This window comes from Micromonospora palomenae, assembly GCF_007829925.1.
Lineage (GTDB): Bacteria > Actinomycetota > Actinomycetes > Mycobacteriales > Micromonosporaceae > Micromonospora > Micromonospora purpureochromogenes.
Genome location: NZ_VIXA01000001.1, coordinates 2,031,344 through 2,047,503, shown reverse-complemented (window position 1 = coordinate 2,047,503; position 16,160 = coordinate 2,031,344). Strand labels below are relative to the sequence as shown.

At 73.2% G+C, this 16,160-nt stretch carries 15 protein-coding genes; 12 read left to right on the top strand and 3 right to left on the bottom strand.

What is annotated here, in order from left to right:
• Positions 1 to 59: 59 nt before the first annotated feature.
• Together FHX75_RS09230 and FHX75_RS09225 are read right to left on the bottom strand one after the other, a co-directional pair.
• Positions 60 to 827, bottom strand: coding sequence for a cytochrome c oxidase assembly protein (locus FHX75_RS09230; protein WP_154938080.1), 768 nt, complete (start codon positions 825 to 827; stop codon positions 60 to 62).
• A complete protein-coding gene (locus FHX75_RS09225; protein ID WP_154938078.1) occupies positions 824 to 1,345 on the bottom strand; it encodes a DUF2243 domain-containing protein in 522 nt (173 codons plus the stop codon). Before FHX75_RS09225 ends, FHX75_RS09230 begins: the two co-directional genes overlap by 4 nt.
• Before the next feature lie 147 nt (positions 1,346 to 1,492).
• Between FHX75_RS09225 and aroB the strand changes: the two genes are divergently transcribed.
• The 4 genes from aroB (at position 1,493) to nusB (ending at position 4,534) form a co-directional block, all read left to right on the top strand.
• Positions 1,493 to 2,569, top strand: a complete 1,077-nt coding sequence (aroB, locus tag FHX75_RS09220; RefSeq protein ID WP_154938076.1) for a 3-dehydroquinate synthase — start codon at positions 1,493 to 1,495, stop codon at positions 2,567 to 2,569.
• 23 nt (positions 2,570 to 2,592) lie between these two features.
• Positions 2,593 to 3,033, top strand: a complete 441-nt coding sequence (gene aroQ, locus FHX75_RS09215) for a type II 3-dehydroquinate dehydratase (protein WP_154938957.1) — start codon at positions 2,593 to 2,595, stop codon at positions 3,031 to 3,033.
• Between the two features lie 509 nt (positions 3,034 to 3,542).
• The gene (gene efp / locus FHX75_RS09210) at positions 3,543 to 4,100 is read left to right on the top strand and encodes an elongation factor P (protein ID WP_088962732.1); all 558 of its coding nucleotides are present in this window, start codon (positions 3,543 to 3,545) and stop codon (positions 4,098 to 4,100) included.
• Positions 4,101 to 4,123: 23 nt separating this feature from the next.
• Positions 4,124 to 4,534, top strand: a complete 411-nt coding sequence (gene nusB, locus FHX75_RS09205) for a transcription antitermination factor NusB (RefSeq protein WP_211364367.1) — start codon at positions 4,124 to 4,126, stop codon at positions 4,532 to 4,534.
• Positions 4,535 to 4,632: 98 nt separating this feature from the next.
• On the opposite strand, the gene bldD is transcribed toward nusB, so the two are convergent.
• Entirely contained in the window at positions 4,633 to 5,121 is a 489-nt protein-coding gene (gene bldD, locus FHX75_RS09200) for a transcriptional regulator BldD (RefSeq protein WP_013285505.1), read from the bottom strand.
• Between the two features lie 288 nt (positions 5,122 to 5,409).
• Here bldD and pyrR point away from each other — a divergent pair, with 288 nt between their 5' ends.
• The 8 genes from pyrR to pyrF all read left to right on the top strand — a co-directional run bounded on the left by pyrR (position 5,410) and on the right by pyrF (position 16,112).
• Positions 5,410 to 5,994 (top strand): bifunctional pyr operon transcriptional regulator/uracil phosphoribosyltransferase PyrR, encoded by a 585-nt coding sequence (pyrR, locus tag FHX75_RS09195; protein WP_154938072.1) that lies wholly within the window; start codon positions 5,410 to 5,412, stop codon positions 5,992 to 5,994.
• Between the two features lie 55 nt (positions 5,995 to 6,049).
• Positions 6,050 to 6,976: an aspartate carbamoyltransferase catalytic subunit gene (locus FHX75_RS09190; protein ID WP_154938070.1), complete on the top strand. Its 927-nt coding sequence runs from the start codon at positions 6,050 to 6,052 to the stop codon at positions 6,974 to 6,976.
• Positions 6,973 to 8,250: a dihydroorotase gene (locus FHX75_RS09185; protein ID WP_154938068.1), complete on the top strand. Its 1,278-nt coding sequence runs from the start codon at positions 6,973 to 6,975 to the stop codon at positions 8,248 to 8,250. Before FHX75_RS09190 ends, FHX75_RS09185 begins: the two co-directional genes overlap by 4 nt.
• On the top strand, positions 8,247 to 9,392 hold the full coding sequence (gene carA, locus FHX75_RS09180; protein WP_154938066.1) for a glutamine-hydrolyzing carbamoyl-phosphate synthase small subunit: 1,146 nt from the start codon (positions 8,247 to 8,249) through the stop codon (positions 9,390 to 9,392). Before FHX75_RS09185 ends, carA begins: the two co-directional genes overlap by 4 nt.
• Positions 9,385 to 12,732, top strand: coding sequence for a carbamoyl-phosphate synthase large subunit (carB, locus tag FHX75_RS09175; protein ID WP_154938064.1), 3,348 nt, complete (start codon positions 9,385 to 9,387; stop codon positions 12,730 to 12,732). The genes carA and carB overlap by 8 nt, the downstream gene beginning before the upstream one ends.
• A gap of 97 nt (positions 12,733 to 12,829) precedes the next feature.
• Positions 12,830 to 13,867: a quinone-dependent dihydroorotate dehydrogenase gene (locus tag FHX75_RS09170; RefSeq protein ID WP_154938062.1), complete on the top strand. Its 1,038-nt coding sequence runs from the start codon at positions 12,830 to 12,832 to the stop codon at positions 13,865 to 13,867.
• A 43-nt stretch (positions 13,868 to 13,910) separates the two neighbouring features.
• A complete protein-coding gene (locus FHX75_RS09165) occupies positions 13,911 to 15,185 on the top strand; it encodes an adenosylmethionine--8-amino-7-oxononanoate transaminase (RefSeq protein ID WP_154938060.1) in 1,275 nt (424 codons plus the stop codon).
• Positions 15,186 to 15,278: 93 nt separating this feature from the next.
• Positions 15,279 to 16,112 carry an orotidine-5'-phosphate decarboxylase gene (gene pyrF, locus FHX75_RS09160; protein ID WP_154938058.1) on the top strand — a complete coding sequence of 278 codons (834 nt, stop codon included), beginning with the start codon at positions 15,279 to 15,281 and terminating at the stop codon, positions 16,110 to 16,112.
• Positions 16,113 to 16,160 lie beyond the last annotated feature (48 nt).

Here is a 16,160-nt window from a genome sequence, read left to right as displayed (position 1 = left end):
GGCGAAGCCCGCGCCGGCCGGACCGGTGGCGGCCGGGACCGGTGGACGGGGGTTCCGGTTCAGGCCGGCGACGGCGCCGGCTCGGACCGGGCGTGCCGGGCCGCCGGTCGCCAGGTGACCAGCAGGGCGAGGGCGAGCAGGATCTCGGCCAGGTCGCCGCCGTAGTACATCAGCGTCGCCGCCGCCCGCAGCTGCGCCACCGGCACGGCGGTGTCGACCAGGCCGGCGTACATGAGTTGGGCGAGGGTGGCGTGCGCGGCCACCGACAGCCCCAGCACGACCAGCCGCAGCGGCACCCCGGGGCGGTGCGGCCCCGGGTCGGGGCCGGCGATCGCCCAGGTGAAGAGGTACCCGCTGGCCAGGAAGTGCAGCAGCACCAGGCCGTGCAGCCCCGGGTGGGCCAGGGTGGCCCGGTACAGCGGGGTCAGGTGCAGCAGGTAGAGCCCGCCGGCGGTGAGCAGCAGGCCGGTGACCGGGTGGGCGGCCACCCGCGGGACCGGGTGGCGCAGCACCCGCAGCGCCGCCCGCCCGACGTCGCGGCGCACCGTGCGCAGCGCGAGGGTGCCGGGCGCGCCGAGCACCAGCCCGAGCGGCGCCAGCATCCCGACCAGCAGGTGCCGCCACATGTGCCCGACCAGGTCGTGACCGGGCAGCACCGCGGCCACCGCCAGCAGCGCGGCGCCCGCACCGAAGCTCGCGGTACGCCAGTGGCTCCAGCCGCCGCGCCCCGGGTCGCGCTGGCGCAGCGCCGCGGCCAGGTAGACCCAGAAGACCAGCAGCGGTACGAGCAGCAGCGGGCCGACTCCGTCGCCGTGCTGCCCGGTCATCGCCGGTCGGCGCAGGTGTCCACCGTGCCGGCGTGGCGCTGCACCGCCCAGCCCACGGCGATCAGCGCCACGCCGAACAGCAGGAAGCCGACGTCCCAGGCCGTCTGGTGGGGGCCGCCGTGTACGTGGTGGATGCCCAGCAGGTGGTGGTCGACGAGCCCCTCGACCAGGTTGAACAGGCCCCAGCCCACCAGCGCCCAGCCCCACAGCGCCGGGGAGCGCCAGAGCCGGCCGCGGGACCGGGTCACCCGGGCGTAGAGCAGGGCCAGCCCGGTGAGCACCGCCACCCAGGTGACGACGTGGAAGATGCCGTCCCAGAGGGTGTTCATCTCAAGGCCGGGGACGGTGTCCACCGGGTACGGCCGGATTCCGACGTTGTCGGTGTCGGTGCTGCTGAGCAGGTGGTGCCACTGGAGCACCTGGTGCAGGACGATGCCGTCGGCGAAGCCGCCGAGTCCGACGCCGAGGATGGTGGCGGGCAGCCGGATGGCTGCGCCGTCGATGGTCGTGGTGGCCATGGGGAACCTCCGCCGTCGTGGGCCGGGTCCGCTTCGCCCCACGTCCGGCCCTTACGAGCCGAACGTACCCCGTGGCCGGCAATGTCGCTTGCCACCAGATGGACGAGCGCCGCCGCGGTGCGGCCGGCTGCACTAGGCTCCCCTGCGATGGACGAGGTGACCCGGATTCCGGTCGGCGGCGAGCGGCCGTACGACGTGCTCGTGGGGCGCGACCTGCTCGATCCGCCGCCGCGGCTGCTGCCCGGCGCCGAGCGGGTCGCGCTGCTGTTCGCGCCGCCGCTCAAGGACCTGGCCGACACGCTGGCCGAACGGCTCCGCGCGGTCGGCGTGACCCCGCTGCCGATCGAGGTGCCCGACGCCGAGGCGGGCAAGCGGATCGAGGTGGCCGCCGACTGCTGGGAGCGGCTCGGCGCGGCCGGGTTCACCCGTACCGATGCGGTGGTCGGGGTGGGCGGGGGAGCGGTGACCGACCTGGCCGGCTTCGTGGCCGCCTGCTGGCTGCGCGGGGTGCGCTGGGTGCCGGTGGCGACCTCCCTGCTCGGCATGGTCGACGCGGCGGTCGGGGGCAAGACCGGCGTGAACACCGCCGCCGGCAAGAACCTGGTCGGCGCGTTCCACCCGCCGGCCGGTGTGCTCTGCGACCTGGCGACGCTGGACAGCCTGCCCCCGGCCGACCTGGCCGCCGGGATGGCCGAGGTGGTCAAGTGCGGCTTCATCGCCGACCCGGTGATCCTCGACCTGGTCGAGCGGGACCCGGCCGCCGCCGTCGACCCGACCGGCCCGGTGGCCCGCGAGCTGATCGAGCGGGCGATCCGGGTGAAGGCCGACGTGGTCTCCGGCGACCTGCGCGAGTCCGGGGTGCGCGAGGTGCTCAACTACGGCCACACCCTGGCGCACGCGATCGAGAAGGTGGAGGGCTACCGCTGGCGGCACGGGCACGCCGTCGCGGTGGGCACCGTCTTCGCCGGCGCCCTGGCTCGGCTGGCCGGCCGGCTCGACGCCGCCACCGCCGAACGGCACCGCACGGTGCTGGCCGCGCTCGGCCTGCCCACCAGCTACCCGGCCGACGCCTGGCCCGACCTGCTGGCCGCGATGCGGGTGGACAAGAAGGCCCGGGGCAGCACCCTGCGCTTCGTGGTGCTCGACGGCCTGGCCCGGCCGGCGATCCTGGAGGGGCCGGACGACGAGCTGCTGCACGCCGCCTACCGGGAGATCAGCGGGTGAGCGGGGCGAACGAGGGTGGCGCCGTGCGGGTGTACGTGCTGAACGGGCCGAACCTGGGCCGGCTCGGCACCCGGCAGGTCGACGTGTACGGCGTGACCAGCTACGCCGACCTGGTGACGCTATGTGTGGACACCGGCCGCGAGTTGGGGCTGGACGTGGTCGTCCGGCAGACCGACGCCGAGCACGAGCTGCTGGGCTGGCTGCACCAGGCGGCCGACGAGCAGGCGGCGGTGGTGCTCAACCCGGCCGCCTGGTCGCACTACTCGATCGCGGTCCGGGACGCCTGCGCGATGCTGCGCGGGCCGCTGGTGGAGGTGCACATCTCCAACATCCACGCCCGGGAGGAGTTCCGACACCACTCCGTGGTCTCCGCCGTGGCGACCGGGGTGATCTGCGGCCTGGGCGTCGACGGCTACCGCCTCGCCCTGCGCCACCTGGCCACCGTCCTCGGCGCGACCGGCTGAGCGGTCGCCGCCGCAGGGCGACCGACCGCCCGGCCGTCCCCTGCAACCGGCGCCGCACGCCACCGTCGCGGCGCCGGGCCACAGCGTGACCGGCGGCACGATCGCCGTCGACGGCCGGGCAGGCCGCGCGCGGCGCCATCGTTGACGATCACCGTGAGTGGTGGGCGAGTCGTGCAACGCTCGGTGATGGGCGGCCTCCCCGCCGCTGGCCTTCTCCGACGCCTTTGCTCTGCTGCCTTCCCGGCAACACCGGACGTGACCTGCTCGGATGGGTCGTCGTGCGATCGACCCCTTCTTTGGGTGCGGACACGTTCGGTGACTGTTGCGTCCGGGGCAGCAGAGCAAAGGAGGGGTGGGGGCGTCCGGGGGTGGCCCTGTTGGTAACGCATGGTGACCGGGAGGGCGGCATCGGTCGGGCCGGGAGGGGGCCGGGCGGAGGCGGAGTCGCCGGTTGGACACAACTAGTAGACTTGCCAGGTCTGTCCGCCAATTGATGATCAAGGCAGGAAATGGCATCCACCAACGACCTCAAGAACGGCCTGGTACTCAACCTCGACGGGGAGCTCTGGGCCGTCGTCGAGTTCCAGCACGTCAAGCCCGGTAAGGGTGGGGCGTTCGTCCGCACGACGCTGAAGAACGTGCTGTCCGGCAAGGTCGTCGACAAGACCTTCAACGCGGGCACCAAGGTCGAGACCGCGACCGTCGACAAGCGCACCATGCAGTACCTGTACGCCGACGGCGAGGACTACGTCTTCATGGATCTGGAGACGTTCGACCAGATCACCGTCCCCGGCGGCACCGTCGGCGAGGCGGCCAACTACCTCCTCCCCGAGGCCGAGGCGACCGTCGCCACCCACGAAGGTGTCCCGCTCTACATCGAGCTGCCGACCTCGGTCGTGCTCGAGGTCACCTACACCGAGCCGGGCCTGCAGGGCGACCGGTCGACCGGCGGCAACAAGCCGGCCACCGTCGAGACCGGCGCGACCGTGCCGGTGCCGCTCTTCATCACCACCGGCGAGAAGATCAAGGTCGACACCCGCGACGGCCGTTACCTCGGCCGAGCCTGATGGCCGAGGGTCCCAAACAGCAGATGCCGTCGCGCCGCAAGGCGCGCAAGCGGGCGCTGGACGTGCTCTACGAGGCCGACCTGCGTGACCGGCCCCCGGTCGGGGTGCTGGCCGGCTACGTCGAGCGGATCGAGAAGCCGCGGCCGGAGCACCTGGGCTACGCGGTCGGCCTGGTCGAGGGGGTCGCCGCCCACCTCGACCGGATCGACGAGGTGATCGCCAGCTACGCCGAGGGGTGGACGCTGGACCGGATGCCGGTGGTCGACCGCAACCTCGCCCGCATCGCGGTCTACGAGCTGCTCTACGTCGACGAGATCGACGACGCGGTGGCGATCAGCGAGGCGGTGGAGCTGGCCCGGCAGATGTCGACCGACGACTCGCCGCGCTTCCTCAACGGCATCCTCGGCCGGATCGCCGAGTACGCCACCCGCTGATCCGACGCGCCGGCGCTCCGCGCCGACCGCACCCGATCACCAGATCACGCAGAAGGGGCCCGTGCCGGACGGCACGGGCCCCTTCTGCGAACAGTGGATCAGGACGCGAAGAACGCCCGCGGGTCGGCGACCAGCACACCGTGCTCGGTGAGCCGCTCGATCAGGCCCGACGGCGAGGCGTCGTACACGATGGCGAGGGCGCGCAGGTCGTCGGCGCGGATGGAGAGCACCCGGCCGTTGTAGTCGCCACGCTGCTGCTGGATGGCGCGGGCGTACCGGGCGACGTAGGCGAGGTCCTCGGAGGCCTCGTCGTAGAGCCGCTCCAGGTCCAGGACGATCTTGCTGGTGGGCTCGTGCCGCACCCCGCTGCCGTCGGGCAGCAGCTCCGAGACGGGAACGCGGTAGAAGTCGGCCAGCTCCGCCAGGCGGGACACGGTGACGGCCCGGTCGCCGCGCTCGTACGAGCCGACCACCACGGCCTTCCACCGCCCGTTCGACTTCTCCTCCACCCCCTGCAGGGACAGGCCCTGCTGCTGGCGGATGGAGCGCAGGCGGGCGCCCAGCGACTTGGCGTATTCAGAGGGCATTCGGACACTCCCAGTGCTGCTTTGGGGTTCTCCCAGCGATCGCTACGGAGCGTGACGGTACGGGGATTGCGACACGTGGTCAAGTGGTCGTGTCCTTACAGTTGGGGAGCGCGGGGGGACTTATCCCCATTTCACCGCCCTGATCCGGGGATCAGTGGGTGCCGGGGGCCGCGCCGGTGACCGCTGGTAACGTGGCACGAAGCCCCGGTCCGGGCCGTTCGCGATCCGACCGGAGTCCCCAGACGTCCTTTAACGACCCGTCCCGTGAGGCGGGGAAGGAGGTCCGCCGTGGCCTGCCCACCGGCTGCCCAGTCGTCGCTGCCGCGACAACCCTCGGTGAAGGTGATCCTCGCCAGTGCCGACGTCCAGCGCGTCGTCGACCGGATCGCCCACCAGATCCTGGAGAAGACCCAGGGCGCCGCCGACACCGTTCTGCTCGGCATACCCACTCGCGGCGCTCCACTCGCTAGGCGCCTCGCCGCCCGGATCAGCACCTTCGAGGACGTCGACGTCCCGGTCGGGGTGCTCGACATCACTCTCTACCGCGACGACCTGCGCCGGCACGCCACCCGCGCGGTCGGCCCGACCCAGCTCCCGCCGGGCGGCATCGACGGCAAGCGGGTCATCCTCGTCGACGACGTGCTCTTCTCCGGCCGCACGGTCCGGGCCGCGCTCGACGCGCTCAACGACGTCGGCCGCCCGGCCAGCGTCCAGCTCGCCGTCCTGGTCGACCGCGGCCACCGCGAGCTGCCGATCCGCGCCGACTACGTCGGCAAGAACATCCCGACCGCGCTCACCGAGAGCGTCAAGGTCACCCTCGCCGAGACCGACGGTGCCGACGAGGTCAAGCTCTTCGGGGGTGCCCACCTGTGAGCGCGAGGAGTGCAGCGAAGCGCAGCCCCGCAGTCGCGAACGAAAGGCAGGCACAGTGATCCGGCACCTGCTCTCCGGGGCCGACCTGGACGCGGCCACCGCCACCCAGATCCTCGACACCGCCGCCGAGATGGCCACCGTCGCCGGCCGGGAGGTCAAGAAGCTCCCCGCCCTGCGCGGCCGGACCGTGGTGAACCTCTTCTACGAGGACTCCACCCGGACCCGGATCTCCTTCGAGGCGGCCGCCAAGCGGCTCAGCGCCGACGTGATCAACTTCTCGGCCAAGGGCTCCAGCGTGGCCAAGGGGGAGAGCCTGAAGGACACCGCGCTCACCCTCCAGGCGATGGGGGCCGACGCGGTGGTGGTCCGGCACCCCGCCTCGGGCGCGCCGCACCGGCTGGCCAACTGGGTGGACGGGTCGGTGGTCAACGCCGGCGACGGCACCCACGAGCACCCCACCCAGGCGCTGCTCGACGCGTACACGATGCGCTCCCGGCTGGGTCGGCTCGCCGGCCTGCACGTCGCGGTGGTCGGGGACGTGCTGCACTCCCGGGTGGCCCGCTCCAACGTGCTGCTGCTCTCCACCCTCGGTGCCAAGGTCACCCTGGTCGGCCCGCCGACGCTGATCCCGGTGCACATCGGCCAGGCGCTCGCGCCCGGCACCGACGTCTCCTACGACCTGGACGCGGTGCTGCCGCAGTCGGACGTGGTGATGATGCTGCGGGTGCAGCGGGAGCGGATGAACGACTCCTACTTCCCCTCCGCCCGCGAGTACGCCCGCCGCTACGGCCTGGACGGCCCGCGCATGCGCCGGCTGCCCGAGCACGCGATCGTCATGCACCCGGGGCCGATGAACCGGGGCATGGAGATCACGCCCGAGGTCGCCGACTCGCCCCGCTCCACCATCGTCGAACAGGTCGCCAACGGGGTCTCCGTGCGGATGGCCGTCCTCTACCTGCTGCTCGGGGGGAACAACCTGTGAGCTCGTACCTGATCCGCAACGTGAGCGTCGTCGGCGCCGCGCCGACCGACCTGCTGATCCGCGACGGCGTCGTCGCCGAGACCGGCGCCGGGCTGACCGCGCCGGAGGCCACCGTCGTCGACGGCACCGGGCTGGTCGCCCTGCCCGGCCTGGTCGACCTGCACACCCACCTGCGCGAACCCGGCCGGGAGGACGCCGAGACGGTCGAGTCCGGCTCCCGCGCGGCCGCGCTCGGCGGCTACACCGCCGTCTGCGCGATGGCCAACACCTCCCCGGTCGCCGACACCGCCGGCGTGGTCGAGCAGGTCTGGCGGCTGGGCCGCGAGGCCGGGCTGGTCGACGTGCAGCCGATCGGCGCGGTCACCGTCGGCCTGGCCGGCGAGCGGCTGGCCGAGCTGGGCGCGATGGCCGACTCCGCCGCCCGGGTCCGGATCTTCTCCGACGACGGCTTCTGCGTCGCCGACCCGAAGCTGATGCGCCGGGCCCTGGAGTACGTCAAGGCGTTCGACGGGGTGATCGCCCAGCACGCCGAGGAGCCCCGGCTCACCGAGGGCGCCCAGATGCACGAGGGTGAGGTCTCGACCCGGCTCGGGCTCACCGGCTGGCCGGCGGTCGCCGAGGAGGCGATCATCGCCCGGGACGTGCTGCTGGCCGAGCACGTCGGCAGCCGGCTGCACGTCTGCCACGTCTCCACCGCCGGCAGCGTCGAGGTGCTGCGCCAGGCCAAGGCGCGCGGGGTGCGGGTCACCGCCGAGGTGACTCCGCACCACCTGCTGCTCACCGACGGGCACGCCGAGACGTACGACCCGGTCTACAAGGTCAACCCGCCGCTGCGCACGGCCACCGACATCGCCGCGCTGCGGGCCGCGCTGGCCGAGGGCGTCATCGACGTCGTCGCCACCGACCACGCCCCGCACGCCGTGGAGGACAAGGAGTGCGAGTGGGCGTACGCCCGGCCGGGGATGCTCGGCCTGGAGACGGCGCTCTCGATCGCCCTGGAGGTGTTCGGGCCGCAGTGGGACCTGATCGCCGAGCGGATGTCGCGCACCCCGGCCCGGATCGCCGGGCTCGACCGGCACGGCATCGACCCGGCGCCCGGCGTGCCGGCCAACCTCACCCTGGTCGACCCGGCCGTCCGTCGGGTGATCGAGCCCGCGGAGCTGGCCAGCCGCAGTCGTAACACCCCGTACGCCCGCATGACGCTGCCGGGTCGCATCGTGGCGACCTTCCTGCGCGGCGAGCCGACGGTCCTGGACGGAAAGGCAGTCAAGTGACCCGTAGACGACCCGCGATCCTCGTACTCGAGGACGGGCGCACGTTCCACGGCGAGGCGTACGGCAGCGTCGGGGAGACCTTCGGCGAGGCGGTCTTCAACACCGGCATGACCGGCTACCAGGAGACCCTGACCGACCCCTCGTACCACCGGCAGGTGGTGGTGCAGACCGCGCCGCACATCGGCAACACCGGCGTCAACGCCGAGGACGACGAGTCCGGCCGGATCTGGGTCGCCGGGTACGTGGTGCGCGACCCGGCCCGGATCGGCTCCAACTGGCGCGCCACCGGCGGGCTGGAGGACCGGCTCGCCGCCGAGGGTGTGGTCGGCATCGCCGGCGTGGACACCCGGGCGCTGACCCGGCACCTGCGCGAGCGCGGCGCGATGCGGGTCGGCATCTCCAGCGTCGACGACGACCCGCGCGCCCTGCTGGCCCGGGTCCGCCAGTCGCCGCAGATGGTCGGCGCGGACCTCTCCGCCGAGGTGACCACCGCCGAGCCGTACGTCGTCGAGGCGATCGGCCCGCACCGGTTCACCGTGGCCGCGCTCGACCTGGGCATCAAGCGCAACGTGCCGCGGCGGCTCGCCGCGCGCGGGGTGACCACGCACGTGCTGCCGGCCGGCTCCACCATCGACGACCTGCTGGCCACCGGCGCGGACGCGGTCTTCCTCTCGCCCGGCCCGGGCGACCCGGCCACCGCCGAGGGGCCGGTCGCGCTGGCCCGGGAGGTGCTGCGCCGCGAGGTGCCGCTGTTCGGCATCTGCTTCGGCAGCCAGATCCTCGGCCGGGCGCTGGGCTTCGGCACCTACAAGCTCGGCTACGGCCACCGCGGCATCAACCAGCCGGTGCTCGACCGGGCCACCGGCAAGGTCGAGGTGACCAGCCACAACCACGGCTTCGCCGTGCAGGTGCCGGGCGCCGGGCAGGGCGCGGTGGTCCCCGACCAGGTGATCGAGACCGAGTTCGGGGGCGTGCAGGTGTCGCACGTCTGCCTCAATGACAACGTGGTCGAGGGGCTGCGGGCCAAGGACGTGCCCGCCTTCACCGTCCAGTACCACCCGGAGGCGGCGGCCGGCCCGCACGACGCGGACTACCTGTTCGACCGCTTCGCCGAGCTCATCGAAGGCGGGAAGAATGCCTAAGCGCACCGACCTCAAGCACATCCTGGTGATCGGCTCCGGGCCGATCGTCATCGGGCAGGCCTGCGAGTTCGACTACTCCGGCACCCAGGCGTGCCGGGTGCTGCGCAGCGAGGGCATCCGGGTCAGCCTGGTCAACTCCAACCCGGCGACGATCATGACGGACCCCGAGTTCGCCGACGCCACGTACGTCGAGCCGATCACCCCGGAGTTCGTCGAGCTGGTCATCGCCAAGGAGCGCCCGGACGCCCTGCTGCCCACCCTCGGCGGGCAGACCGCGCTGAACACCGCGGTCGCCCTGCACGAGGCCGGCGTGCTGGACAAGTACGGCGTGGAGCTGATCGGCGCCAACATCGACGCGATCAACCGCGGCGAGGACCGGCAGCTGTTCAAGGACATCGTCGCCAAGGCCGGCGCCCGGATCGGCGTCGAGGACCCGACCGGCCTGGTGCCCCGCTCCCGGGTCTGCCACTCGATGGCCGAGGTCGAGGCCACCGTCGCCGAGCTGGGCCTGCCGGTGGTGATCCGGCCGTCGTTCACCATGGGCGGCCTGGGCTCCGGCATGGCGCACACCGACGAGGACCTGCACCGCATCGCCGGGTCCGGCCTGGCCGCCAGCCCGGTGCACGAGGTGCTCATCGAGGAGAGCGTGCTCGGCTGGAAGGAGTACGAGCTCGAGCTGATGCGCGACCGCCACGACAACGTGGTGGTGGTCTGCTCGATCGAGAACGTCGACCCGATGGGCGTGCACACCGGCGACAGCGTCACCGTCGCCCCGGCCATGACGCTCACCGACCGGGAGTACCAGCGCCTGCGCGACCTGGGCATCGCGGTGCTGCGCGAGGTCGGGGTGGACACCGGCGGCTGCAACATCCAGTTCGCGGTCAACCCGGCCGACGGCCGGATCGTCGTGATCGAGATGAACCCCCGGGTGTCCCGCTCCTCGGCGCTGGCCTCCAAGGCCACCGGCTTCCCGATCGCCAAGATCGCCGCGAAGCTGGCCATCGGCTACACCCTGGACGAGATCCCCAACGACATCACCCTGAAGACCCCGGCGGCGTTCGAGCCGACGCTGGACTACGTGGTGGTGAAGATCCCCCGGTTCGCGTTCGAGAAGTTCCCCGGCGCCGACCCGGAACTGACCACCACCATGAAGTCGGTCGGCGAGGCGATGAGCCTCGGGCGCAACTTCACCGAGGCGCTCAACAAGGCGATGCGCTCGATGGAGACGAAGGGCGCGGGCTTTTGGACCCAGCCCGACCCGGCGGGCGCGACCAGGGAGAACACCCTCGCCGCGCTGCGGATGCCGCACGACGGCCGGCTCTACACGGTGGAGCGGGCGCTGCGGCTCGGCGCCACCATCGCGGAGGTCGCCGCGGCCTCCGGCGGGATGGACCCCTGGTTCCTGGACCAGATCGCCGGCCTGGTCGAGCTGCGCGCCGAGATCGTGGACGCCCCGGTGCTCGACGCCGAGCTGCTGCGCCGGGCCAAGCGGGCCGGCCTGTCCGACCGGCAGCTGGCCGCGCTGCGCCCGGAGCTGGCCGCCGAGGACGGCGTACGCACCCTGCGGCACCGGCTCGACGTGCGGCCGGTCTACAAGACGGTGGACACCTGCGCGGCCGAGTTCGAGGCGACCACGCCGTACCACTACTCGACCTACGACCAGGAGACCGAGGTCGCGCCCTCGGACCGGCCCAAGGTGCTCATCCTGGGTTCCGGGCCGAACCGGATCGGCCAGGGCATCGAGTTCGACTACTCCTGCGTGCACGCGGTGATGGCCCTGCGGGCGGTCGGCTACGAGACCGTCATGGTCAACTGCAACCCGGAGACGGTCTCCACCGACTACGACACCGCCGACCGGCTCTACTTCGAGCCGCTGACCTTCGAGGACGTGCTGGAGGTCTGGCACGCCGAGGACTCCTCGGGCAAGGCGGCCGGCGGGCCGGGCGTGGTCGGGGTGATCGTGCAGCTCGGCGGGCAGACCCCGCTGGGGCTGGCCCAGCGGCTCAAGAACGCCGGCGTGCCGGTGGTCGGCACCTCCCCGGAGTCGATCCACCTGGCCGAGGAGCGCGGCGCGTTCGGCGCGGTGCTGGCCCGGGCCGGGCTGCGCGCCCCGGCGCACGGCATGGCCACCTCGTACGACGAGGCGAAGGCGATCGCCGACGAGATCGGCTACCCGGTGCTGGTCCGGCCGTCGTACGTGCTCGGCGGGCGGGGCATGGAGATCGTCTACGACGACGCCACGCTGCGCGACTACATCGGCCGGGCCACCGACATCTCCCCGGACCACCCGGTGCTGGTGGACCGCTTCCTCGACGACGCCATCGAGATCGACGTGGACGCGCTCTGCGACGCCGACGGCGAGGTCTACCTCGGCGGCGTGATGGAGCACATCGAGGAGGCCGGCATCCACTCCGGCGACTCGTCCTGCGCGCTGCCGCCGATCACCCTCGCGGGCTCGCACCTGACCCAGGTGCGCCGCTACACCGAGGCGATCGCCCGGGGAGTGGGCGTCAAGGGCCTGCTCAACGTCCAGTACGCCCTCAAGGACGACATGCTCTACGTGCTGGAGGCCAACCCCCGGGCGTCCCGGACCGTCCCGTTCGTCTCCAAGGCCACGGCGGTGCCGCTGGCCAAGGCGGCGGCCCGGATCGCGCTCGGCGCCACCATCGCCGAGCTGCGCGCCGAGGGGCTGCTGCCGCCGACCGGGGACGGCGGCGTGATGCCGGCGGACGCCCCGATCGCGGTCAAGGAGGCGGTGCTGCCGTTCAAGCGGTTCCGCACCCCGTCCGGCAAGGGCATCGACTCGCTGCTCGGCCCGGAGATGAAGTCCACGGGCGAGGTGATGGGCATCGACACCAACTTCGGGCACGCCTTCGCCAAGAGCCAGTCGGCCGCGTACGGGTCGCTGCCCACCGGCGGCCGGATCTTCGTCTCGGTCGCCAACCGGGACAAGCGCGGCATGATCTTCCCGATCAAGCGGCTGGCGGACCTGGGCTTCGAGATCGTCGCCACCACCGGCACCGCCGAGGTGCTGCGCCGGCACGGCATCGCCTGTGAGCAGATCCGCAAGCACTACGAGTCCGGCGAGGGCGAGGACGCGGTGTCGATGATCCTCGGCGGCGACGTGGCGCTGGTGATCAACACACCGCAGGGCTCCGGCGCGAGCGCCCGCTCGGACGGCTACGAGATCCGCAGCGCCGCCGTGACCGCCGACATCCCCTGCATCACCACCGTCCCCGGCGCCGCCGCGGCGGTCATGGGCATCGAGGCCCGCATCCGCGGCGACATGCAGGTCCGGCCCCTCCAGGAGCTCCACGCCGCCCTGCGAGCCGGCGAGTGACCCGCGCCGTCCCCGCGTCGATCATGAAGTTGTCGCCCCGACCCGCCGCTGGACCTGGCGACAACTTCATGATCACCGAGCCGGGGGGAGCCGGGGCGTGATCTTCGAGAAGGTGGTGCGGCCCCAGCTGTTCCGGGTGGGGGGCGGGGACGCCGAGGCGGCGCACGAGTGGACGTTGCGACGGCTGGCGGCGCTCTCGGGGCGGCCGGCGGCGCTCGCGGCGTTGCGGGCCCGGTACCAGGTGCGGGCGCCGCGCACGGTGTTCGGGGTGGAGTTTCCCAACCCGGTGGGGCTGGCCGCGGGGATGGACAAGAACGGCGTGGCCCTGCCGGCCTGGCCGGCGCTGGGCTTCGGCTTCGTCGAGGTCGGCACGGTCACCGCGCACGCCCAGCCGGGCAACCCCCGGCCCCGGCTGTTCCGGCTGCGCGACAGCGAGGCCGTGGTCAACCGGATGGGCTTCAACAACGCCGGCGCCGAGGCCCTGGCGGCCCGGCTGGCGGCGCTGCCCCGCCCGATCGGGGCGCCGCTGGGCATCTCGCTCGGCAAGTCCAAGGTGACCCCGCTGGCCGACGCGGTCGAGGACTACCTGGCCTCGTACCGGGCGCTGCGGGAGCACGGCGACTACTTCGCGGTCAACGTCTCCTCGCCGAACACCCCCGGCCTGCGCTCGTTGCAGGACAAGTCCCACCTGGACGCGCTGCTGGCGGCGCTGGTGGGGGAGAAGCCGGTGCTGGTGAAGATCGCCCCGGACCTGACCGAGCCGGCCATCGCCGAGCTGCTGGAGGTCTGCCTGGCCCGCGGCGCCGCCGGGGTGATCGCCACCAACACCACGCTGGCCCGCGACGGGCTCGCCCCGGCCGACGCGGACCGGGGCGCGGAGACCGGCGGGCTCTCCGGCCGCCCGCTGGCCACCCGGGCCCGCGAGGTGGTCGCCTTCGTGCACCGGGAGACCGGCGGCCGGCTGCCGGTGGTCGGCGTCGGCGGCATCCTCGACCCGGACGACGCCGCCCGGATGTTCGACGCCGGGGCCAGCCTGATCCAGCTCTACACCGGCTTCATCTACCGGGGTCCCGGCCTGGTCCGGGCCGCGGCCCGCGCGTCGGCGGGCGCCACCGCGCCGGTGCCGGCCGGGTGACACCTCCCGGCCGGGCAACCCTCGACGGTACGAAGGAGAGCGTGTGACGCCCGAGGAGATCCTGGCCGCCGACCGGGCCCACGTCTGGCACCCGTACGCCGCACTGCCGCCGGCCCACCCGCCGTACGTGGTGGAGAGCGCCCAGGGCGTCCGGCTGCGGCTGGCCGACGGCCGGGAACTGGTCGACGGGATGTCGTCCTGGTGGGCGGCGATCCACGGCTACCGGCACCCGGTGCTCGACGCGGCGGTCACCGACCAGCTCGGCCGGATGAGCCACGTGATGTTCGGCGGGCTCACCCACGAGCCCGCCGTGCGGCTGGCGCGGACGCTGGTCGAGCTGGCCCCGGACGGGCTGGAACACGTCTTCCTGGCCGACTCCGGCTCGGTCAGCGTCGAGGTCGCCGTCAAGATGTGCCTGCAGTACCAGCGGGCCACCGGTCGGCCGGAACGCCGCCGGCTGGGCACCTGGCGGGGCGGCTACCACGGCGACACGTTCCACCCGATGAGCGTCTGCGACCCGGAGGGCGGCATGCACCACCTCTGGGGCGACGTGCTGCCCCGGCAGGTCTTCGCGCCGGTCCCGCCCGGTGGCTTCGACGACCCGCCCGACCCGGCGTACGTGGCGGCGCTGACCGACGCGGTGGAGCGGCACGCCGACGAACTGGCCGCGGTCATCGTCGAGCCGGTGGTGCAGGGCGCGGGCGGGATGCGTTTCCACCACCCGGAGTACCTGCGGGTGCTGCGCGAGGTGACCCGGGCGCACGGGGTGCTGCTGGTCTTCGACGAGATCGCCACCGGCTTCGGCCGTACCGGCGCCATGTTCGCCGCCGAGCACGCCGGGGTCAGCCCGGACGTGCTCTGCGTCGGCAAGGCGCTGACCGGCGGGTACCTCACCCTGGCCGCCGCGCTGTGTACCCCGCGGGTCGCCCGGGGCATCTCCGCCGACGGGGTGCTGGCGCACGGTCCCACCTTCATGGGCAACCCGCTGGCCTGCGCGGTCGCCAACGCGTCCCTGGAGCTGCTGCGGGCCGGTGACTGGGCCACCCAGGTCGCCCGGGTGGGCGCGGGCCTGCGGGCCGGCCTGGAGCCGTTGCGCGGCGCGCCCGGCGTGGCCGACGTGCGGGTGCTGGGCGCGATCGGCGTGGTGCAGCTCGACCACGAGGTGGACATCGCGGCGGCGACCGCCGCCGCCGTGGCCCAGGGCGTCTGGCTGCGCCCGTTCCGCGACCTGGTCTACACCATGCCGCCGTACGTGACCGACGACGCCGACCTGGCCCGGATCGCGGCCGGGATCGCCGCGGCGGTGAAGGCCGGCTGAGCCGGCGGGCAGGACGGGGCCGGCTGAGCCGGCGGACAGGACGGGGCCGGCACGGGCCGGCCACCGAGCGCGAGCGTGAGGAGAGGAACGCCGATGGAGAGTTTCGGGACCCGGCTGCACCGCGCCGTCGCCGAGCGGGGGCCGCTCTGTGTGGGCATCGACCCGCATCCCGGGCTGCTGGCCCGCTGGGGGTTGCCGGACGACGTCGACGGGTTGGACCGGTTCGCGCGGACCGTCGTGGGAGCGCTTGCGGACCGAGTCGCGGTGGTCAAGCCCCAGTCGGCCTTTTTCGAGCGGTTCGGTGCCCGAGGTGTCGGAATTCTTGAGTCAACTATCCGACAGTTACGAGATTGTGGCGCGCTCGTTCTCCTGGACGTGAAGCGCGGCGACATCGGCTCGACCGTCGCCGCGTACGCCTCGGCCTACCTCGACCCGTCCGGTCCGCTGCACGTCGACGCGGTCACCGCGAGCCCCTACCTGGGGGTCGGATCGCTGGCCCCGATGTTCGAGCTGGCGGCCACCCACGGCGGTGGTGTCTTCGTGCTGGCGCTCACCTCCAACCCGGAGGGAGCCGCGGTCCAGCGCGCCCGTACGGCCGACGGGCGCACCGTCGCGCAGACCGTCATCGACGAGATTTCCCAGCTCAACAGGGGTGCGGAGCCGCTCGGCAGCTTCGGGCTGGTGGTCGGCGCGACGATCGGCGACACCGGTCACGACCTGTCCAAGGTGAACGGGCCGCTGCTCGCCCCGGGGCTCGGCGCGCAGGGCGCGACGGCTGCGGACCTGCGGACGGTCTTCGGCTCCAGCCTGTCGTCGGTGCTGCCGTCGTACTCCCGCGAGGTGCTGAACGCCGGCCCGGACGAGGCCGCTCTGCGGGCCGCCGTGGACCGCGTGCTGGCCGACTGTCGGGACGTTCTGGCTGACTGACGGCTCGGTCACTTTCTCCGATCTTGGCGCGCCCACGTTGCCGAAACC